The sequence below is a fragment of the Paenibacillus sp. FSL R7-0210 genome (genome assembly GCF_038009085.1).
Classification (GTDB): Bacteria; Bacillota; Bacilli; order Paenibacillales; family Paenibacillaceae; genus Paenibacillus_AQ; species Paenibacillus_AQ silagei.
The window spans coordinates 4243519-4264382 of sequence record NZ_JBBPAR010000001.1 but is presented as its reverse complement, the minus strand read 5'-3'; the positions used below and the strand labels follow the sequence as shown (position 1 = coordinate 4264382).

The following is a 20864-nucleotide window of genomic DNA, read 5'->3' as shown; positions in this document are numbered from 1 at the left end:
GATACGGTTGTATAAGCTCCAATTATAAATCTATAAACACATTCAAGCAAATTCACTACCTTTATTTACTTTATCATTTCTTTAATTACTAAATATTCTTGTCAGGGCTCCTTCAGGTTATGATGATTGTGAAAATATGCACAATAACAATTGGAGGAGAACTGAATGAACAGAAAGAGATGGGGAAGTCTGCTGGGCAAGGGGTTGCTGTTGGCAAGTCTGGTGGTATTGCCTGCATGTAACAGCACCAAAGGGGAGTCTACGGACATTGTTATTATCGGCGGCGGCGGCGCGGGAATGACTGCTGCCATTGAAGCGCATAATCAGGGAGCCAAAGTGATATTGATCGAAAAAATGCCTATGCTTGGAGGCAACACCGTCCGTGCGGAAGGCGGATTGAATGCGGCAGGAACACCTTATCAGGCAGCGGCTGGCATTACAGACAGTCCGGAGCTGCATTTCGAGGATACCATGAAGGGCGGCAAGAACCTGAACAACCCGGATCTGGTCAGAACACTTACAAACGGTGCGGCGGCTTCGGTGGAGTGGCTGAAGGAGAATGGAGCCGAGCTGTCTGAAGTGGGACGCGCAGGCGGGGCAAGCGTGAACCGGATTCATCGTCCGGCAGGCGGGGAAGCGGCAGGGAATTTCATCGTAGTCGCGCTGAAGAAGAAGCTGGAGGAGTACAAGATTGATGTGCGCCTGCGGACGACTGCCGATGAGATCGTCAAGAACAAGGACGGCGTGGTTACCGGAGTGAAGGTGACGGATAAGGATGGCAAGCAGTACACGATTAGTGCGAATTCCGTTATCCTGGCGGCTGGCGGTTTTGGAGCTAACATGGACATGATCAAGGGGTATCAGCCGAAGCTGGAAGGGTTCTCTACCACTAACCACCCGGGCGCAACCGGAGATGGTACAACGATGGCAGAGAAGATTGGTGCCAAGCTTGTAGACATGAAGGAGATTCAGATTCATCCGACCACCATTCCTAATCAAGGCGTGCTGATCACGGAAGGGGTACGCGGAGACGGTGCGATTCTGGTCAATAGCGAAGGCAAGCGATTCACGAATGAACTGCTGACCCGCGATGTCGTGTCCCAGAATATTCTGGCCCAATCCGGTAAAGTAGCTTACCTGATCTTCAATGATGAGCTGCGTGCGAACCTGAAGGCAACTGAGGTTTATTTTGGAATGGATCTGGTCAAAGAAGCGGCAACACCTGAAGAATTGGCGGCACAGATTGGTGTAGATGGCAAAGCACTTGCGGATACACTGAAAACGTATAATGGCTTCGTTGCTTCCGGCAAGGATACAGAGTTTGAACGGCCGGATCTTGAGCTGTCTTTTGAAAAGGGTAAATATTATGCAATTCAGGTAACACCGGGAATCCACCATACCATGGGCGGAGTAGCAATTAACACCCAGGCTCAGGTGCTGGATACCAAGGATCAGGTCATTGCCGGGCTGTATGCTGCGGGCGAAGTAACCGGCGGAGTACACGGCGCGAACCGTCTGGGCGGTAATGCACTGGCAGACATCACTACCTTCGGGCGGATCGCAGCGGATGAAGCTGTGAAGGCACTTAAGAAATAGGAACTTTCAGAAGGAGGAATTATTCATGCACAAGTGGACAAAAACCTTGCTGTTCTCTGCCCTCGCGGCTGCAACAGTACTAACAGCTGGATGCTCATCATCTTCCGGCAAGTATGTGGACGGGACCTATGATGGAACAGGCAAAGGGGTTAAGAGTGATATTAAAGTGGCGGTAGAGATCAAAGATGAGAAGATCGACGCCATTACCGTACAGGAGCATAAGGAGACGCAGGCGATGATCGATGCGGCTGTAGAGAATACGATTCCTGAAATTATTGAAAAACAAACCACAGAAGGCGTAGACGCTCTCTCTGGTGCTTCCGGCTCCAGCGGCGGAATTATTGAAGCGGTGACCCAGGCGCTGGAACAGGCCAAGAAGCAGTAAGTCATCATTCAATAGCTTATAAAAGTGTTGTGGTCATATCACCCGAGCAAGCCCAGCCCTCCTGTCTCCGGCAGAACGGCTGGGCTTGCTGCATAGTTCCATCCCCAGAAACAATCACTCTGGAGTAGCTTTACAAATTCTAGTTCAAATAATATAGTTCGAATGGTATAGGAATATGGGACATGAAGGGAGGTCTTCGCACCAGTGGCCAGGAAAAAAAGCTACAGTCTGCGCACAATGATTGCCGTCATGGTGTCTGCCGTTGTCCTGCTGGTACTGCTGATTTTATATTTTATTTTCCGGAATCAGATTATTCCGCAGACCCGGCAGGCGCTGGAGGATAAGGCGATTACGATTGCCCGTACCATCGCCCTGATTCCGCTGGTCTCTGAGGGACTCAGTGAGGGCAACAGCAAGGAGATTCAGGACTACACCTCAAGGATCGCCCGCCGCAATGATATTATGTTCGTGGTCGTGACAGATATGAAGGGAATCCGCTATTCTCATCCGGATGCTTCGCTGGTAGGTCTTCCCTTTGCGGGAGGCGGCCAGGAGATATCGCTGCGCGGAGGGGAGAGCATCTCCGAAGGGGCCGGTCCGCTCGGCAGATCCCTGCGCGGCTTCGTGCCGGTCTATAACAACCGGGGGCATCAGGTGGGTGTGGTCATTGCCGGTCTGTCCCTGGAGCGGGTCGAGCGGCTGGTTCTGATGAATGAGTGGACGATTATTGCGATTCTGGTCTCGGGAGCCTTGCTTGGAGCGGGAGGAGCATTCATTCTGGCGGCCCGGATCAAGCGGATGGTGTTCGGGATGGAGCCGGAGGACATCTCCAAGCTGCTCCAGGAACGCAGTGCGATGCTGGAATCCACGCGTGAGGGAATTATTGCCGTAGATCAGGAGGCGCGGATTACCATCCTTAATATGGAAGCACAGCGGCTTCTGCGGGCAGCGGGGATTGGCGGGAGCGCCATGAACCGGCAGATTGCCGAGTATTGGCCGGAGCTGGGTCTTGAGCAGGTATTGGCTGAGGGAGAGGGGATACAGGACCGGGAGCTGGAGCTGGGAGACAGCTCTCTTTTGGTGAACAGCCTGCCAGTCCGGGTGAACGGGAATATCGTTGGCGCGATTGCTACCTTCCGGGATGAAACCGAATTGGCTGTGCTGGCAGAGAAGCTGTCGGGAGTCTCGGTCTATGCAGAAGCGCTGCGCTCCGGTGCCCATGAGTTCATGAACAAGCTGCATGTCATTATGGGCATGACGCATATGGGTCTGTATGATGAGCTGCAGCAATATATTCTGGGAACGGTAAGCAATTACCAGAAGGAGATCGGGTCGATCACAAGACAGATCAAGGACCCGGTGCTGGCCGGATTTCTGCTGGGGAAGCTGAGCCGGGCACGCGAAGCGGGGATGGAGCTGCTGCTGACCGGAGACAGCTATCTGCCGGAGCCGGCTGATCCGCAGGTGATTCATGAGCTGATTACGATTGCCGGCAATCTGCTGGATAATGCTCTGGAGGCGCTGGGGGAGCTCTGTGAGCAACCCGTGAAGCGGGTGGAGCTTGCTTTTCAATATGAAGAAGGGCGGCTGCTATGCGAGGTTAGCGACAACGGTCCGGGAATTCCGGCGGGCCTGGGGGAGAAGATCTTCGTTCAGGGCTACTCCTCCAAGGGTGAACAGCGGGGAATCGGCCTATATCTGGTGAAGAAAAGTGTAGACAAACTGGGGGGTCATCTTGAGCTTGCCGCCGGCTGCGGGCCGGGAGCACATTTTATCGTGGATGTGCCTTATGAGGTGAAGGAGGAGGAGGGTGTGTGAACATTTAAGGTCTGCATACCCGCTTACTTTAGTTACAAAACTCTTTAATAATTTACGGAAGGTTCCACAAACCGCTTCTTTGGCGCTATGATAATTGTGAAAATATGCACAAGGGGGGCACAACTCACATGAATAAGAGATTAACAGCGGCGCTTATCCTCATTCTCTCCGTGATGCTGGTCATTGCAGGCTGCGGAAACAACAATGCGGGCAGCAGCAAGAATGAGAGCAAGGAAGCGGGCAGCGCGGCCACAGAGCCGGCAGCAACCACTGTACCTACAGAGAAGGCAGAAGCCGTGTCGGGAGCATCCGAAGCGAGCTATACTCCGTACGATCAGTTAAAGGATAAATATGATATCGTCATCGTCGGCGCAGGCGGTGCGGGAATGTCTGCTGCGTTGGAAGCCAAAGCAGCCGGCATGAACCCGGTGATCTTAGAGAAAATGCCGGTTGCCGGCGGCAATACGACTAAATCCTCCTCAGGGATGAATGCCTCGCAGACCAAGTTCCAGAAGGAGCAGGGCATCGAAGACAGCAACGAACTGTTCTATGAAGAGACCCTTAAGGGCGGACATGATACGAACAATAAGGAGCTGCTGCACTTCTTCGTGGATCAATCCGCAGGTGCCATTGACTGGCTCGATTCCATCGGAATCCGCCTGAACAATATTACAATTACCGGCGGTATGAAGGAGAAGCGTACCCATCGTCCGGAGGACGGCTCGGCCGTGGGACAATATCTTGTAGCAGGACTTGTCCGCAATGTTCAGGAGCAGGGAATTCCGCTGTTCGTCAATGCGGATGTGAAGGAGCTTACGGTACAGGATGGTAAGGTGAACGGCGTGAAGGTGCTGTTCAACCAGGCCGATGACAAAACGATCAGCGCAGCAGCAGTTATCGTAACCACCGGGGGCTTCGGTGCCAACAAGGAACTGATTGCCAAGGTTCGCCCGGATCTGCAAGGACTGGTAACGACCAACCAGATTGGCAGCACCGGCGACGGCATTGCCATGATTGAGAAGGTCGGCGGAACTACCGTAGACCTGGATCAGATTCAGGTTCACCCGACTGTACAGCAGGAGAAATCCTACCTGATCGGTGAAGCGGTCCGGGGAGAAGGGGCTATTCTTGTATCTGCTGAGGGCAAGCGCTTCGGCAATGAGATGGATACCCGTGACAAGGTGACGGCTTCAATTAATACACTTCCTGAGAAATCCGCTTATCTCGTGTTCGACGCCGGAGTGAAATCCCGTGTCAAGGCGGTAGATCAATACATCAAGATGGGTGTAGTCAAGACCGCAGATACCATCGAGGCACTGGCGGATCAGATGAAAGTTCCTGCAGCTTCACTCAAGACTACAGTAGATACTTGGAACAGTGCGGTAAAAGCTAAGTCGGATGCCGAGTTCGGCAGAACTACCGGTATGGATAATGATCTGTCCGGTGCTCCGTATTATGCGATTCAGATCGGCCCTGGGATTCACTATACGATGGGCGGAGTGGTGATCAACACCAACACTGAGGTCTTGAACAAAGACGGCAAGGCGATTACGGGCCTGTTCGCGGCAGGAGAAGTGGTCGGCGGGCTGCACGGTGAGAACCGCATCGGCGGTAACTCGGTAGCCGAGATCATTATCTTCGGACGTCAGGCAGGGATTAAGTCGGCTGAATTTGTAAAAGCGCAATAAGCTATTATCCTATATTGTTCTCATGTAAAAGGGATGCTCCGCAGCCATCAGGCTATGCGGGCATCCCTTTCTGTGTTGCAGCTCTAAGGCTGTATCGCCGGGGAGGGCGCAGGCTTGGCCGACCGGGTCAGCGAGAACAGCTCCAGCTCCGGACGGCTTTTGCCGGCCAGCGTATCGGCAAGCAGCTCGGCGGCAATCATGCTGTAGACCGTGCCGTTTCCGCCATAGCCTTCAATGAAGTAGCAATGCGGAAATTCCGGGTGCGGCCCCATATAAGGCAGTCCGTCACGGGTGGAGCCGAAGACCGCTCCCCAGGAATATTCGGCCTTGATTCCTTGAAGTTCCGGGAACAGGGCCGTAAGCTCCTCGACCAGACGCTCACACTGGGAGAGGACTCTTACCTCACGCCGCTCCACGCTGGTAAGCTGCTCATCCTTGCCGCCGGCGATAATCCGGCCTTCCGGGGTAGTCCGGAAATACAGATAAGGCCGGGCCGTTTCCCAGAGCAGGCTCTGCTCATGCCATTTTGGAAGATGTGGCAGAGGCTCGGTCATAATAGCATAGGTGTTGATCAGCTCTGCTCCCCGGTCCTTCTTCATCTCCTGGGTCTCGTACCCCATAGCAAAGACGACTTTCTTTGCAACAATCCGCCCCTGTCCGGTATGACAGATTACGCCGTCTGGATTGTACTCATAATGAAGGGCTTCGGTATGCTCATAGACCCTTACCCCGCCGGAGTGCGCTTTATGAATCAGGCTGTGTACCGTCCGCAGCGGATTGGTTTCCGCATCTCCTTTGGAATACAGCGCACCTGGTTTGGAGAAGGCGTAATGGGCGCGGATCTTCTCCGCCTCCCAGAACTCCGAGTCGAAGCCGTGCTTGATCAGATTCTCATTCTCCTGCTTCAGCATATCCACATCTTCCGGGACGCTGGCATAGAGCAGACTGGTGCGTTCAATGATCTGCGGATCGATGTCCAGCTTGCCGGGCAGGTCAAGAATCGCACGCATGGCCTGCTGGCACAGCTTGTAGAACAACACGCCATTCTCTTCCCCGAAAGTATTCATGCAAGCTGTCAGCGACTTGTCATTGGCGATCTGCAGCAATCCCGTATTGGCGTGGGAGCTTCCGGTACCGATCGTTCTTTTATCGATAAGAACGGTATCTGCTCCACTGAGGGACATGCGGTAAGACATCATCGCTCCGCCCATCCCGCCGCCTACAATGAGACAGTCGCAGGTTATATCTTCCTCAAGCACCGGATATACCGGAGGCTCAGGCAGTGTGTGTTCCCAGGGCAGTTGCCCGCTGACGAGTTTCATAGATCTGTTCGCTCCTTTATGTCATTCAGAGTAGTATTATTTGCACTATTGAAGAGTCTCATGCGTCAAGACCTTAAGGATTATTCATCATATGTGAGCTTGCTTAATGTACCTTCGGGCACATAAACAGCCTTCTCCGGAAGCATACTAAGGAACGCTTGAACAACCAGAAGGAGGGACTACCGAACATGCAATCTAACCAAATGCAGGCACTTAGCGGAAAAGAATTGGAATACATTGCCGATTCCATTTCCAATGAGGATTTGCTGATTAAGCAGCTCGCGGCTACAGCCGGAACCACTCAGAACTCTGCCGTGCAGGGGATCTGCATCCAGCAGATTCAGAGTCATACCCATCACATGGATATGCTGGTCCAGCTGCTCCATCAGCATCAGCAGTACGCACCATCACAGCCGCAATAACAGAACCCACAAACTTTGAAGGAGGTTTTACTGTGTACGCACAGAATGGAACACCGTTTATGGCGGATGAAGATTTACTGAACACAATTTTGGCTGATCTGAAGCGGACTGTCCGCGAGTACACCACAGCAGCTACAGAATCGAATTGTCCCGCCGTCAGACGGGTATTCAATGATCTGACTATGGATACCCTCAGAATTCAGGGGGAATTGTACATGCAGATGTCGCAAATGAACATGTACACCCCTCCGGGCAAAGCGCTGCGCCAGGATGTGGACAAGCAGATTCAGAGTGCCCAGCAGACCCAGCAGAAGCTGCAGCAGTTCGTGCGTGAGAAAACAGGCGGGGCAGGAGCGTATAACCAGCATTCGAATGTTTCGCAGCACCAGCCGAACGTCCAGCAGCATCATAACGGTTCCTATTATATGTAACCCTGGCGATGGCCCTGTGAAGCATTAGAGCGCTTACCCGGCCATGCAGGAGAAAATATAAAGGGAATGAAGTCAAATAGCCCCGCCTCGGCGGGGTTATTTTGTTTGCAGAACGGCACTTTTCATGTCATATTAATACTAAACTCTTTTTTGCAGGAGGCCCTGAGAATGAATGAATTGAAGAGGAAAGTGCTGGAACTGCTCAAGGAGGACGCGCGAAGCTCAACGGCATTAATGGCGACCCTGCTTGGTGCGGAGGAAGAAGATGTGAAGACCGTGATCGCTGAAATGGAGCAGGATCATGTCATTGTGAAATACGCGACGGTGGTCAATTGGGACAAAGTCGATGATGAACGGGTGACGGCGCTGATCGAGGTGCAGATTACGCCGGAACGGGGCCGCGGCTTCGAGGGCATTGCCGAACGGATCTATCTGTATCCGCAGGTTAAATCCGTCTATCTGATGTCCGGCGCTTACGATCTGCTGGTGGAAGTGGAAGGACGCAATCTGCGCGAGGTCGCTAATTTTGTGTCTGAGAAGCTGTCACCGATTGATGCTGTGCTCTCTACCAAGACGAACTTTACGCTCAAAAAATACAAACAGGACGGTATCATCTTTGAAGAGCATGAGGAAGACAACCGTCTGATGATATCTCCGTGAAGGATGTAATGTCATGATCATTAATAACGCTCAGCACACAGGAGATAAAGGCAAGTCGATGAACTCTTATTTGGCCCCGCTGGTCCAGCAGATTCAGCCTTCGGGCATCCGCAAGTTTTTTGATCTGGCGGCAGGCAGCAAGGATATTATCTCGCTCGGTGTCGGCGAGCCGGACTTCAAGACGCCCTGGCATGTGAGAGAGGCCTGCGTCTATTCGCTCGAACGAGGCTTCACCGGTTACACCTCCAATGCCGGAATGCCCGAGCTCCGCGAGGGGATTGCCGAGTATCTGGAGACCCGCTTCGCCGTGAAGTATGATCCGGCGAATCAGATTATCGCCACAGTCGGCGGCAGCGAGGCCATTGATTTGGCTCTGCGTGCCCTGATCTCTCCAGGAGACGAGATTCTGATACCCGAGCCATGTTACATCTCTTATTCTCCGATTACGGCTATCGGCGGCGGTATTCCGGTAGGCATTGAGACCTTCGGGAAGAATAACTTCAAGCTGACTGCCGAGGATCTGGAGGCCAAGATTACCCCGCGCTCGAAGATTCTGATTCTCTGCTATCCAAGCAATCCGACGGGTGCCATCATGAGCCGTGAAGATTGGGAGCCGATTGCCAAGGTGGTAGAGAAGCATGATCTTATCGTCATCTCGGATGAGATATATGCCGAGCTTACGTATGGAAGCAACCATGTCAGCTTCGCTTCGCTGCCGGGGATGCTTGACCGGACGATCCTGGTCAGCGGGTTCTCCAAGGCCTTCGCCATGACCGGCTGGCGGATGGGCTATGCCTGCGGTCACCCGGACCTGATCTCAGCCATGCTGAAGATTCACCAGTATACCGTCATGTGTGCGCCTTCGATGGGCCAGGTGGCTGCGCTGGAGGCCCTTACCAACGGAATGGAAGAGAAGGACCGCATGACAGACTCTTATAACCAGCGCCGCCGATTGATTGTCAAGGGGCTGCGGGAGGCGGGACTTGAGTGTCATGAGCCGCAGGGTGCCTTCTATGCATTCCCTAGTATCCAGGCCACCGGCCTGACCTCCGACCAGTTCGCCCAGCGTCTGCTGCTTGAATATAAGGTCGCCGCCGTTCCGGGAAGTGTCTTCGGTCTGGGCGGAGAAGGCTATCTGCGCTGCTCCTATGCCACCTCGGTGTCCCAGTTGAATGAAGCGGTTGAGCGAATTGGGGCATTTGTCTCACAGCTGGCCCGGGAAGGGGCCTGACAAGGCTCGACAAAGAAGTAAATAGAACTATAGCCGATCACCTTCTGATATGGTATTATTTTACTCTAAGGACAAGAAACACCTGTAATACACTTACATGGACCTCTTATTCCGGGAATAAAGGCGCTTCATATCTGGTTGCTTAGAACCACACAGTTCTTATCTGGATGACGCGCAATACTACATCAGGAAGGGTGATTGTGCTGAGCGCAGATTATTACTTATCCTCCTTTGGCGGGAAATGTGGCTCCGGAAGCGGGCGACCTCCTGCCAGAGAAGATGCGAATGCACGCAGGCTCTCGCTGGAAGATGAAATTCAGATGCTCCGCAGCAGAATGGAACAGCTCTTTATGCAGGAGAAGTCCTTTACCTCGGATAATGTAATAGCAATCAGCAGCTTGCTGGATCTCAAGATTAATGAGTATATGAGAGGCCGCCACCGCAAGAGCAATTAATACAGCACGATTATATGAAGCGGATGTCTTCCTTTGGGGAGATGTCCGTTTTTTTTGAATAATGAAGTACCGGAAGGTGGAGTATGAAAATGATCAAGGTATTTAAAAGCGAGGCCGGCAAAGAACAGGTTCTAAGGTCCTATAACGAGCTTCTTGACGCGTGGGGGACGGAATTTCAGGAGCTTGATGTGGAGACCCCTTATGGGACAACTCATTGTATAACAGCGGGAGAGCCGGAGTCACCGCCCTTGCTCCTATTACACGGGGTAGGCGATAATTCGGCCGTGATGTGGCTGCTGAATATGAAGGAGTTGTCCCAGCATTTCCGCTGCATTGCGATAGATACGCTGGGAGGACCGGGGAAGAGTGTTCCAGGTGAGCTGTTCCATAAACGGACCTTTGACCAGGTGGATTGGATTAACAAGGTCGCAGATGGGCTGAAGCTTGACCAATTCTGTGTGGCAGGAGTGTCAAACGGAGCATATATGGCCTTCAATTACATGGTGAACGGGCCGGGAAGAGCGCTGAAGGCTGTCTGCATGGAGGGAGGAATAATCATTTCTCCAATTAAAAGCATGATACATACGCTGATGATGATGTTCCCGGAGATTCTTGTTCCTACACGCAGCAATCTGCTCAAGGCAGCCCGCAAGCTCAGCTCCCCGGCCTCAGGCCTGTTCGACAAGCATCCCGAAGTCGGGGAGCATCTGGTGCTGTTAATGCAGAATCATAACCAGCAGGCGATGTTCGCCCATAAGCTTCAGCCCTACGAACAAGAGAAAGCGGTTACGTTCCGGGATCAGCTATACTTCCTGCTGGGAGATTATAAGCTGAAGCAGAAGCGGGAGCTCACTGGAACACTGGATGCTGGCGGGTTCCGCTACACGGTCATCCCGGACGCCGGCCACGGCGTGAATCATGAGCAGCCGGTGCGGGTCAACCGCGAGCTGGTGGCTTTTTTGAAGGGAAGCGGGGGAGAATGATTATATAAATAACCCCCTGCGCCAGTCCAAAGGGACCTGTCAGGGGGTTATACATGCATGTTAGTTTACTTTGAACGTGGCCACCGCCTGCTGTAGCCCATCGGCCATCTTCGCCAGCTCGGTAGAGGCTGCGGCTACCTCCTCCATGGAGGCGAGCTGCTCCTCGGAGGCCGCGGCAGCGCTCTGGGAACGCTCTGCGGCCTGCCTGGCCACTTCTGCCATCTCCGCCACCGAGGAGGTTAGTTCCTCGGTTCCGGCCAGCAGCTGCTCGGAGGAAGCAGACATCTCATGAACCTGGGTGTTAATCTCGCCGATGCCGCCGAGAATATCCGTGAACAGACGCCCGGCCTCGCCTACCATCCGCGAGCCTTCCTGAACGGCACCGGCATTCGCCAGCACCGCATCGGATGCGGCACGGTTGCCCTGCTGGATCTCAAGAATCAGGGTGCTGATATGCCCGGCGGCTTCGGCTGTCTGCTCGGACAGCTTCTTCACCTCACCGGCAACCACGGAGAAGCCCCGCCCGTATTCGCCCGCTCTGGCAGCCTCAATCGCCGCGTTTAAGGCCAGCATGCCGCTCTGATCGCTGATGCCTTTGATCAGACCAATGATGTTGCCGATCTGCTGGGATTGTGCGCTAAGAGAGGTAATCATGCTGGAAGCATCTGCGGCGGTCCGCTCCATCTCTTCCATCCGGTCCACCGCCTCCGTAATGACGGAATACCCGTTCTGTGCCTGGCCTGCCGCCCGCCCAGCCGCTGCTGCGGTGTCCATCGAGGCCTCCGCGATCCGCTGCACACCGGCGGCCATCTCCTCCATCGCTCTTGCAGACTCGCGGGTGGCCTGCATCTGCTGATCCGCTCCGGCTGAGAGATCCTGAATATTCTCCACAATAGCCTCTGTGGTGTGATTGGTCTGGTTGGCGCTAGACATTAATTCCTCCGAGGTCGAGGCGACTTGCAGCGAGTGATCGGCAATGGTCCCCAGGAGTCTGCTCAGATTGGTAATCATCTGGTTCAAATGCCCGGCCATATTGCCGAATTCATCCTCACTGTCTACCTCCAGCTTCCCAGTGAAGTCTCCGGCAGCCATCTGCCGGGACATCTCATTGACCCGAGTCAGCTTACGGGTAATATAGCGGCTGTATAGATATACGGCTGCTACCGTCAGGATAAGACCTGCAAAGCTAACCAGCAGAATAGACCTTAGCAGCCCTTTAAGCGGCGCATACAGTTCCTGTTCCGGCATGGCAAGACCCACGGTCCAGCCGGTGTCCGGCAGCTTTTCATAATACATCTGGATGGTCCCGCCGGAATCGGCATAGGTTACCATCCCCTGATTCTGCTGAAGCATTTCTGCTCCCGCTGCGGACAGACTTGCGCTTTTTTCATCTGTTATTTTCAGCTGCATATTCTTCTCGGCATCCGGTCCGGCAATATAATTCCCCTGCTTGTCCAGCAGGAAGGCCCAGCCTGTATTCCCCACCTTGGTCTGTTCGATCCTGCTCTGCAGCGTCTTGAGATCGATATCGCCGGCCATGACACCCAGCAAGGTATTCGTGGTATCCCGGAAAGGAACAGCGAACGTAGCCATCGTTGTCCCTGTAATCGTGTCGTAGAATGGATCTGTAAACGCTGCATGGTCTCTGCCGATAGTGTACCAGTTCTGCCCGTGATAATTATAATCGGGGTCATTGTACTGCTCGGTTGTCACAATTTTGTCGCCGTCTCGGTGGGCATAGGTGGAGAAGTACTTCAGCTTGCTGTCATACCGTCCGGGTTCAAAATAAATACCCACACCATATGTATCCGGATTAGCCTCCAGCGCACTAGACAGCATCGTCCGGTATTGATCCAGTGTGAATTCCGCAGCGTGACTCTCCAGCGTCCTTGCCAGAACCTCGGGAACCTTGCTGTGCACATTTAAGTTCGCATTAATTTCGTTAGAAATATCTGATATCTGCACATTCATTTTTTGTGTAACCTCGCGCTGGATAATGCTTTTGGAATACATGTACGACAACAGAGCGACTAGCACCAGCGTGATCAGAAAGATGGGCAGGATGAATGCAAATGTTCTCATACGTATGCTTTTGAATCGGAGCCTGGAAATCCCCTTGTGAACAACATTAGCCATGTTAATCCCCCCATTAGATAGTGAAGCTATTTATACCTGTATTGAATATCATCGGCTGGAGAGCTGATTTTGTTGTTACTTTTTGTCGAAAAAAATAAAAAAATGTCGTATATCTAAGTCTGTGGGGTACGACCAAAGGCGGAGACGGCGGCAGACCCGGGGCTGATGTCCGCTTCCAATTGTAGGCATATAATGAATATTCACGAACATCACTGAGTACGGGCTGGAACTGTACAGTGTAAGGAAAGAGGAAGATATTCATGCTGCATGATCAGCTGTTGAGGGACCCGAATACATATGAAGAGCTTAAGCTGGTAAGTACGGGGGCGGTCAATCCGGCAAATGGACGGAAGTACCCGTGGAAGCACGGGTATTTGGCTTTTATGGAGGAAGCGTATGCCGCCGGCAGTAACCGGAAGTACCTGGAGCTGTACAACCGGATTGCCCGCTTCTACCGGCTGTCCAACAAGCTGTATTTCGCGCTGAAATTCGGCGGAGAACGCAGCTATAGAGAGCAGTTCCTGTCTGCGCTTGAGCTGCGCGGCGGTCAGCGTGTGCTGGAGACCTCGGTGGGCAGCGGCGATAATTTCCCGTACCTTAACATGAAGGCCAAAAACGCGCAGACCGAGCTGTACGGGCTGGATATTTCCAGCGGAATGCTGAAGCAGGCGGTGCGCAATCTGCGGCGGTGGAAGCTGGAGGCACATCTGTTCCAAGGGACTGCTGAGGAGCTGCCTTTTCAGGACAACAGCTTTGACTGCGTGTACCATGTCGGCGGAATCAACTGTTTCAGCGATCCGCATGCTGCGGTACTGGAGATGATCCGGGTGGCGAAGCCGGGCACAAGGCTGATGATTGCCGATGAGACGCAGAAGCTGGTGAAGGGAACGTACGGGAAGGTGCCGGTGGTTAAGGGATATTTTGCAGAGGGAGCGGACATGCCGGAGATGCTTGGGCTGATTCCGCCGGAGATGCTGGAGGTAGAGTACAAGGAAGTGTGCAAGGGCCTGATGTATTGCATTACCTTTCGTAAGCCTTGAGGCGAATTGTGCGGCAGGACGATTACGGACTTCCTCCTCAGGGTTTTATTTACATGTCTTTAATGTTGATCTTTGTTTGCCACCCTACCTAAGAACGATTACACTATTACTATGTGATTTTGCAACTTAGGAGGGAAGTATCATGGCGATCTATACGCGTACGGGGGATAAGGGGGAGACCTCGGTGATTGGCGGCCGGGTAGGCAAGGACGATGTCCGCGTCGAGGCTTACGGCACCATTGACGAGCTGAACTGCTTCGTTGGCCAGGCACGGAGCCTGATGGAGGACGAACGGTTTCTGGATGTCCGCGAGCAGCTGCTGGAGATTCAGCACGAGCTGTTTGACTGCGGATCGGATCTGGCGTTCGTGAAGCTGAGTGAGAACCGCTATAAGGTGAAAAGCGAGATGGCCACCCGCCTGGAAGGCTGGATCGATGCGCTTCAGGCCGAGAATCCGGTGCTGGAGCGCTTCATCCTGCCCGGCGGAAGCCAGCTGTCCTCTGTGCTGCATATCTGCCGGACGGTCTGCCGCCGGGCCGAGCGCCGGGCAGTGACGCTGGGCCGCAGTGCGGAGATTAACCCGGAGGCGGTAATCTATCTGAACCGGCTGTCCGACTATTTCTTCGCTCTGGCCCGTGCCGCCAATACCCGGCTGGAGATTGCTGAAGTAGAATATCTGCGCAGCAAAAAGGTGTTCCGGAACAAATGACCAGCTATTATCCCCCCATCTCCTATATCGTGCCGCCGTCCGAGGACGGCTGGCTGCTCAAAACCATCCTGCAAAAGAGGATGGAAGTCTCCCGCAAGCTGCTCTCCCGGCTCAAAATGACGGACCTCGGCATTACCCTGAACGGAGAGCGTGTCTATATCAGCGTCAAGGTGAGCAGCGGGGATCAGGTCCAGATCCGGATGGAGGAGGAGACGTCAGAGGATATTTTACCGCAGCCGATTCCCTTCGAGATTCTGTATGAGGACGGGCATCTGCTTGTGGTAAGCAAAGCCGCAGGAATGATTGTCCATCCGACCCACGGCCATTATACCGAGACCCTGGCGAATGGTGTGGTTCATTACTGGGCAGAGAAGGGCGAGCGGGTCCGCTTCCGCCCCGTACACAGGCTGGACCAGGAGACCTCCGGGGTGCTGGTGATTGCCAAGAACCCGTACAGCCACCAGCACATCTCTGAACAGATGATCGCAGGAACGGTGGACAAGCGGTATACCGCGTTCGTGCACGGCGTGCCTGCTCTGCCCAGCGGCGATATCGACGGTCCGATCGACCGCGACCCGCTGGAGCCGCACCGGCGGATTGTAACGCCGGACGGCTATCCCTCCTTGACCCGGTATGAGGTCAAGGAGGTCTATGGCAGCGCCGCTTCACGCGTCGAGCTGAAGCTGGAGAGCGGGCGCACCCACCAGATCCGGGTGCATATGGGGTCGGTCGGCTGCCCGCTGATCGGTGACGGGATGTACCGTCACCCGCTGTATGGGCAGGCGGCTGACAGCCGGGCGGAGGCGTCAGCGCCGGGCGAGGAGCGGCGTGCGGGAGAGTCGGCGGTGACCGCAGGCGGCGAGGAGCAACAGGTGCAAGAGCTGGCGGTGACCGCAGACGGCGCGGCGCTGCCGCCAGGCGACGCCGCCCGGCTCGCGCAGATCGCGGAGCTGGACGCGGCCATTCCGCGCCAGGCGCTGCATGCGGTGCGGCTGGCCTTCCGGCATCCGGTGACGCATGCCGAGCTGGTGTTCGAGGCTCCGCTGCCGCCGGATATGGCGCTGCTGCAGGAGAAGCTCCGGCAGTCGGCGCGGTAAGTAAGCGCCGGACATGTTCTGGCCGCAGCTGTCAGCTGCCGCAGCGGGCAGCAATTTATATGCTCCGACTGTTCATAGAGTAACCATTCTGCCACCGCAGGAGCACAACAGCAGACAAATAAGTGCCAGGCTGCACTTATTCCCGGCTATATGGCAGCTCCGCGGCAAGCAAGTGGAAAAAGTACAACTAATATTGCCCCATACTTCGCAAAGTAACGATTGTTCCCGATTTAAGTGCCGAAAATCCAACTATTTCCTCTCACAATGCGGATTTGAATGGAATAGTTGTACATTTTCCACCTAATGATTCCTGGTGTATTGCCGGTCGGGAATAGCCGCAGCTATGCAGACGGTCCAGTCAACGATTAAGCAGCAGTGACGACCTGTAGGACTAGCATCACTGCTGCACATTATAATAGAAGGAGAAGACGATGAGTAACTTGAAAGTATATCAATATCCCAAGTGCAGCACCTGCCGCAGCGCAGTGAAATGGCTGAAGGAAGCAGGGCATGAGCTGGAGCTGCAGCATATCGCTGAGCAGCCGCCAACTGTGGAGGAGCTGCGCGTGCTGGTGAAGCACAGCGGCCTGCCGCTGAAGAAGTTTTTTAATACGAGTGGTGAGGTCTACCGGGAGCTTGGCCTGAAGGATAAGCTTGCAGACTTAAGCGAAGACGAGCAGCTTGCACTGCTGTCCGCACATGGGATGCTGATTAAGCGTCCGGTAGTCACTGACGGCAAGAAGGTTACCGTAGGCTACAAGGAAGACCAGTACGCCGAAGCTTGGAGCAACGCCTAAATTAAGGAATACAAGGAGAGGTTACACATGAGCACAGCAACAGAAATGAAGGGCCGGGTCATGATTGTCGATGGAATGGCTCTGCTGTTCCGCGCTTTTTATGCTACCTCTTATGGTGGATATATCCGCAAGACCCGCGCCGGACTGCCGACGAATGCGGTGTATGGATTTTTGCAGTATTTTTTCGATGCGGTAAGTACGTTTGAGCCTTCACATGTGGTCTGCTGCTGGGATATGGGCAAGGGCACGTTCCGTTCGGAGAAGTACGAAGGCTACAAATCGAACCGGATTGACGCGCCGCTGGAGCTGATCCCGCAGTTCGACCTCGTGAAGGAGGTTGTGGCAGAGCTGGGCGTGCCGAATATCGGGCTGGTCGGATACGAGGCAGATGACTGCATCGGTACACTGGCTTCGTGCTACAGCGGGGAGTCGGAGGTCTATATTCTGACGGGGGATCACGACATGCTCCAGTTGGTGAATGACAGCGTCAAGGTCGTGATTATGAAAAAAGGCCGCTCTAACTATAAAGTGTATGATCCGGCTGAGCTTTTGGCAGAACGGGGCCTCACTCCTGCGCAGGTGATCGACCTGAAGGGCTTCATGGGCGACACCAGCGATAATTATCCTGGAGTGAAGGGCATAGGCGAGAAGACGGCCACCAAGCTGCTGACCGAATACGGCACGGTAGAAGGGGTCATTGAGAACCTGCATCTGCTGCCCAAGGGCGTACGTGCCAAGATTGAAGCGGATCTCGACATGCTGCATCTCTCTCGCGAGCTGGCGGAGATCCGCTGTGATGTGCCGGTAGTCTGCGAGCTGGCCGAATGTCTCTGGGAGCTGCAGCGGGATACGGCGGCACGCAAGTTCCAGGAGCTGGAGTTCGGCAGCCTGATGCATCTGATCGGCGGAATCGCCGAGGTGCGGGATGACCGGGGGATCGTGCAGATTGAGCTGGGAGATCTGGGCTGAGGCCGGAATAGACAGCAAACCAAACAAGACAGTAGATACTCACCTATCGTGAGTGTGTACTGTCTTGTTTGCGTGTGAAGAGATAAACCGCATTGTCCCCGGAGGGCGGCACAAGCAGGCGCGATAATTCCTCATTCAGCTCCATGCTGAAATGCTTAGCCTTATCATACGCGTCGAAGTCACCGGTGATCGCCGGATCTCTTGTGCCGATTACAATATACAACTCTACAGATTCCGTATTAAAAACATGCTTCTCGTACGGGTTGCCGGGCACCGGCCAGGAACAAAGCACAACCTTAGGAGCGTATTTGCTCAGGGCGGCTTTGGCATCGGCTTTTTCCACAAAATCCGGGTAGGTGATATAATGCGCCCAGCTATAATCATCGGTTGCCTGGCAGGCCGTGCCGTTATCGTTAAGGAATCTCGTCAAGGTACCGTCACCCGCACCGATCTCCAGGCATGCCTTGTCTCCGATCAGAGCGGACAAGCGCTTGATTAACGTACGGGAATAGAAGCAGTAGATCCCTTGTTTGTTGACAAGCGGCATCAGCACTTTGGGGCGGATAATCAGCTTCCAGCATACCCGGAACAGAGGGAGCGATACGGGCTTGCGTACAAGCTTTTCCTTGAACAGGAGCTTCTGCAGAATATAACCGTCCCAGAGATTGAACCGGACAGGCCCGGAGGCTGATTCGGCGGACACCGCTAATTGCAGCTGTTCGATCAGATAAATGGCAAAGCGGGCTTTAATAATATTAGGAAGAAAAGCGTTGATAGTGGTTTGATTAAAGCCGCTTTTGACAATTTTGTTCTTCGCTATTATGGCGCTGCTGGTATAGCTGGCGAGCAGATTATGGATCAGGTTGGCGCGCTTTTGGCTCGATAGGGCATTGATCTCAAGCAGCACTTCTTCCTTGTACTCCGGATATTCTGACAAAAGCGTACGGGTATCGGTCTCATTCCTCAGAATTTGCTCGGCGGCCGTCTTGCTGAAGGTTATCGCTCTCAGGTCCCGGCTCAAATGACAATACCCTCGCAGTGATCCACCTCATGCTGGATAACCTGCGCCGTAAATCCGGTAAAGCTATCCCGGTGCTTTTTAAAATTATAATCGAGGTACTCTACCTCAATATAGTCGTATCGTTTCGCAGGACGTACGCCTTCGAGCGACAGGCAACCTTCCTCAGTGTCATAAGGACGGGCACGCTTGACGATCACCGGATTGATCATCGAAAGGGTTAATTGCTGCTCCACGCGGATGGCGATGATGCGTTTGTTGACGCCAATCATGTCCGCAGCCATGCCGACGCACCGGTCGGAGTTGGCGTTCAGGGTCTCCACAAGATCCATTAACACGGGCAGATCCTTCTCCGTGGCCGGCGCAGATTTCTGGCTAAGAAGCGATATATCTTTATTGATAGGTCTAATCATCATACTCTCCAATTATGCTGTATTTGTGTGTCCATAATATCATTTTTGGCGGGGAAGTGAAATGCGGGAATGCGAGAGGTGCTGCTTAAGATAAAGATTGACGAACTAGAGGAAGCTTGATTATAATGTTAATATAAGTGTTAAATGATTAACAAATATATTAATCTAAAGAGGAGCGTTAACTTCCCATGGCAGAACGCATTGTACTGAACACCGACATCCGCAAAGGTAAGATTGACCGCAACATCTACGGACATTTCGCTGAGCATCTTGGACGCTGTATCTATGAAGGCATCTGGGTGGGCGAAGATTCCCCTATTCCGAACACCAAAGGTATCCGCAACGACGTAGTGGAAGCGCTTAAAGAAATGAAAATTCCGGTATTGCGCTGGCCGGGCGGCTGCTTCGCCGATGAATACCACTGGAAGGACGGTATCGGCCCGAGCGAAGAGCGCAAGCGGATGATCAACACACACTGGGGCGGCGCGGTAGAGAACAACCATTTCGGTACACATGAATTCATGCTCCTCTGCGAGATGCTGGGCTGCGAGCCGTACATCAACGGTAACGTAGGTAGCGGAACTGTTCAAGAGATGTCCGAGTGGGTGGAATATCTGACCTTCAACGGAGTCTCGCCAATGGCTGAGCTGCGTCAGAAGAACGGCCAGGAAGATGCCTGGAGCGTTAAGTATTTCGGCGTGGGCAACGAGAACTGGGGCTGTGGCGGTAACATGCGTCCTGAGTTCTATGCTGATCTGTACCGCCAATATCAGACGTATGTACGTAACTATGGAGACAACAAGATCCACCGGATCGCCTGCGGTGCGAATTCGGATGATTATAACTGGACGGAAGTGCTGATGCGTGAAGCTACCCGCTTCATGGATTCAATTACCCTGCACTATTACACCCTGCCTAATTCGGACTGGAATCATAAGGGCGCGGCTACAGGCTTCGGAACAGACGAATACTTCACAACGTTGAAGAAGGCGCTATTCATGGATGAGCTGGTTACCCGCCATATTGCCATCATGGACAAATACGATCCTGAGAAAAGAGTCGGCCTGATCGTTGACGAGTGGGGCACCTGGTATGATGTTGAGCCGGGTACGAACCCGGGCTTCCTCTACCAGCAGAATACGATCCGCGATGCGCTGGTGGCCGGCTTGACGCTGAATATTTTCCACAAGCACAGTGACCGTGTACGGATGGCGAACATTGCCCAGACCGTGAACGTGCTGCAGGCTGTTATTCTGACCGAAGGCGAGAAAATGCTCCTGACTCCTACTTATCATGTATTCAACATGTATAAGGTGCATCAGGATGCAGAACTGCTGGAGTTCACCGTGGACAGCCCGGTATACAGCTATGATGGCGTAGAGATTCCTGAAGTATCGGCTTCGGCTTCAGTCAATGCTGAGGGCATCATTCATGTCAGCCTGTGTAACCTGAATCACGCGTCATCGGCAGTGTTGCCGCTTGCCCTGCGCGGATTGGCTGGTCAAGCATCCGTAAGCGGAACAACGCTGGCCGGAGCTTCCATCGATGCCCACAATAGCTTTGAGCAGCCGGAAGCTGTAACACCGCAGGCATTCAGCGCCTTCAAGCTTGAAGGGGATACGCTGACTGTAGAGCTGCCACCAATGTCGGTAACGGTACTGGCCATCACTCCACAAGCCTAAGGAGAGAACTGC

20 protein-coding genes are annotated in these 20864 nt (G+C 53.7%); 16 read left to right on the top strand and 4 right to left on the bottom strand.

The features are described 5' to 3' along the window. Nucleotides 1-165: 165 nt before the first annotated feature. The 4 genes from MKY64_RS18305 (at nt 166) to MKY64_RS18290 (ending at nt 5487) form a co-directional block, all read left to right on the top strand. A complete protein-coding gene (locus tag MKY64_RS18305; protein WP_339313272.1) occupies nt 166-1596 on the top strand; it encodes a flavocytochrome c in 1431 nt (476 codons plus the stop codon). Nucleotides 1597-1621: 25 nt separating this feature from the next. Then, complete coding sequence (locus tag MKY64_RS18300; protein ID WP_036722498.1) at nt 1622-1981, top strand: FMN-binding protein; 360 nt, start codon at nt 1622-1624, stop codon at nt 1979-1981. Nucleotides 1982-2185: 204 nt separating this feature from the next. Beyond that, nucleotides 2186-3799 (top strand): DcuS/MalK family sensor histidine kinase, encoded by a 1614-nt coding sequence (gene dcuS / locus MKY64_RS18295; protein WP_340954879.1) that lies wholly within the window; start codon nt 2186-2188, stop codon nt 3797-3799. 128 nt (nt 3800-3927) lie between these two features. Then, nucleotides 3928-5487, top strand: a complete 1560-nt coding sequence (locus MKY64_RS18290) for a flavocytochrome c (protein WP_340954878.1) — start codon at nt 3928-3930, stop codon at nt 5485-5487. Nucleotides 5488-5570: 83 nt separating this feature from the next. On the opposite strand, the gene MKY64_RS18285 is transcribed toward MKY64_RS18290, so the two are convergent. Continuing rightward, nucleotides 5571-6809, bottom strand: a complete 1239-nt coding sequence (locus MKY64_RS18285) for an NAD(P)/FAD-dependent oxidoreductase (protein WP_209878357.1) — start codon at nt 6807-6809, stop codon at nt 5571-5573. Between the two features lie 188 nt (nt 6810-6997). Here MKY64_RS18285 and MKY64_RS18280 point away from each other — a divergent pair, with 188 nt between their 5' ends. The 6 genes from MKY64_RS18280 (at nt 6998) to MKY64_RS18255 (ending at nt 10991) form a co-directional block, all read left to right on the top strand. Continuing rightward, nucleotides 6998-7231, top strand: a complete 234-nt coding sequence (locus tag MKY64_RS18280) for a hypothetical protein (protein WP_036696741.1) — start codon at nt 6998-7000, stop codon at nt 7229-7231. Nucleotides 7232-7263: 32 nt separating this feature from the next. Next, nucleotides 7264-7662, top strand: a complete 399-nt coding sequence (locus tag MKY64_RS18275) for a spore coat protein (RefSeq protein WP_209878353.1) — start codon at nt 7264-7266, stop codon at nt 7660-7662. A 168-nt stretch (nt 7663-7830) separates the two neighbouring features. Continuing rightward, entirely contained in the window at nt 7831-8322 is a 492-nt protein-coding gene (locus MKY64_RS18270; protein WP_036696743.1) for an Lrp/AsnC family transcriptional regulator, read from the top strand. A 13-nt stretch (nt 8323-8335) separates the two neighbouring features. Beyond that, nucleotides 8336-9553, top strand: a complete 1218-nt coding sequence (locus MKY64_RS18265; protein WP_036696744.1) for an aminotransferase class I/II-fold pyridoxal phosphate-dependent enzyme — start codon at nt 8336-8338, stop codon at nt 9551-9553. 200 nt (nt 9554-9753) lie between these two features. Then, nucleotides 9754-10008, top strand: coding sequence for an aspartyl-phosphate phosphatase Spo0E family protein (locus MKY64_RS18260; protein WP_051477788.1), 255 nt, complete (start codon nt 9754-9756; stop codon nt 10006-10008). A gap of 89 nt (nt 10009-10097) precedes the next feature. After that, entirely contained in the window at nt 10098-10991 is an 894-nt protein-coding gene (locus tag MKY64_RS18255) for an alpha/beta fold hydrolase (protein ID WP_340954874.1), read from the top strand. 60 nt (nt 10992-11051) lie between these two features. Here MKY64_RS18255 and MKY64_RS18250 read toward each other — a convergent pair whose 3' ends face one another. Next, nucleotides 11052-13073, bottom strand: coding sequence for a methyl-accepting chemotaxis protein (locus MKY64_RS18250; RefSeq protein WP_340954872.1), 2022 nt, complete (start codon nt 13071-13073; stop codon nt 11052-11054). Between the two features lie 314 nt (nt 13074-13387). Between MKY64_RS18250 and MKY64_RS18245 the strand changes: the two genes are divergently transcribed. From MKY64_RS18245 to MKY64_RS18225, 5 genes are all read left to right on the top strand, one after another. Then, nucleotides 13388-14167 carry a class I SAM-dependent methyltransferase gene (locus MKY64_RS18245; RefSeq protein ID WP_340954870.1) on the top strand — a complete coding sequence of 260 codons (780 nt, stop codon included), beginning with the start codon at nt 13388-13390 and terminating at the stop codon, nt 14165-14167. Between the two features lie 142 nt (nt 14168-14309). Then, nucleotides 14310-14876, top strand: coding sequence for a cob(I)yrinic acid a,c-diamide adenosyltransferase (locus tag MKY64_RS18240; protein WP_340954868.1), 567 nt, complete (start codon nt 14310-14312; stop codon nt 14874-14876). Next, nucleotides 14873-15973, top strand: coding sequence for an RluA family pseudouridine synthase (locus MKY64_RS18235; RefSeq protein ID WP_340954867.1), 1101 nt, complete (start codon nt 14873-14875; stop codon nt 15971-15973). The genes MKY64_RS18240 and MKY64_RS18235 overlap by 4 nt, the downstream gene beginning before the upstream one ends. Before the next feature lie 431 nt (nt 15974-16404). Further along, a complete protein-coding gene (locus MKY64_RS18230; RefSeq protein ID WP_036696760.1) occupies nt 16405-16770 on the top strand; it encodes an arsenate reductase family protein in 366 nt (121 codons plus the stop codon). A gap of 27 nt (nt 16771-16797) precedes the next feature. After that, the gene (locus tag MKY64_RS18225) at nt 16798-17739 is read left to right on the top strand and encodes a 5'-3' exonuclease (protein WP_051477787.1); all 942 of its coding nucleotides are present in this window, start codon (nt 16798-16800) and stop codon (nt 17737-17739) included. 43 nt (nt 17740-17782) lie between these two features. Here the strand turns inward: MKY64_RS18225 and MKY64_RS18220 are convergent, their stop codons facing one another. Together MKY64_RS18220 and MKY64_RS18215 are read right to left on the bottom strand one after the other, a co-directional pair. After that, nucleotides 17783-18760 carry a hypothetical protein gene (locus tag MKY64_RS18220; RefSeq protein ID WP_340954864.1) on the bottom strand — a complete coding sequence of 326 codons (978 nt, stop codon included), beginning with the start codon at nt 18758-18760 and terminating at the stop codon, nt 17783-17785. After that, nucleotides 18757-19173: a peptide deformylase gene (locus tag MKY64_RS18215; protein ID WP_339313285.1), complete on the bottom strand. Its 417-nt coding sequence runs from the start codon at nt 19171-19173 to the stop codon at nt 18757-18759. The genes MKY64_RS18220 and MKY64_RS18215 overlap by 4 nt, the downstream gene beginning before the upstream one ends. A gap of 185 nt (nt 19174-19358) precedes the next feature. Between MKY64_RS18215 and MKY64_RS18210 the strand changes: the two genes are divergently transcribed. After that, nucleotides 19359-20852: an alpha-N-arabinofuranosidase gene (locus MKY64_RS18210; RefSeq protein ID WP_340954860.1), complete on the top strand. Its 1494-nt coding sequence runs from the start codon at nt 19359-19361 to the stop codon at nt 20850-20852. Nucleotides 20853-20864 lie beyond the last annotated feature (12 nt).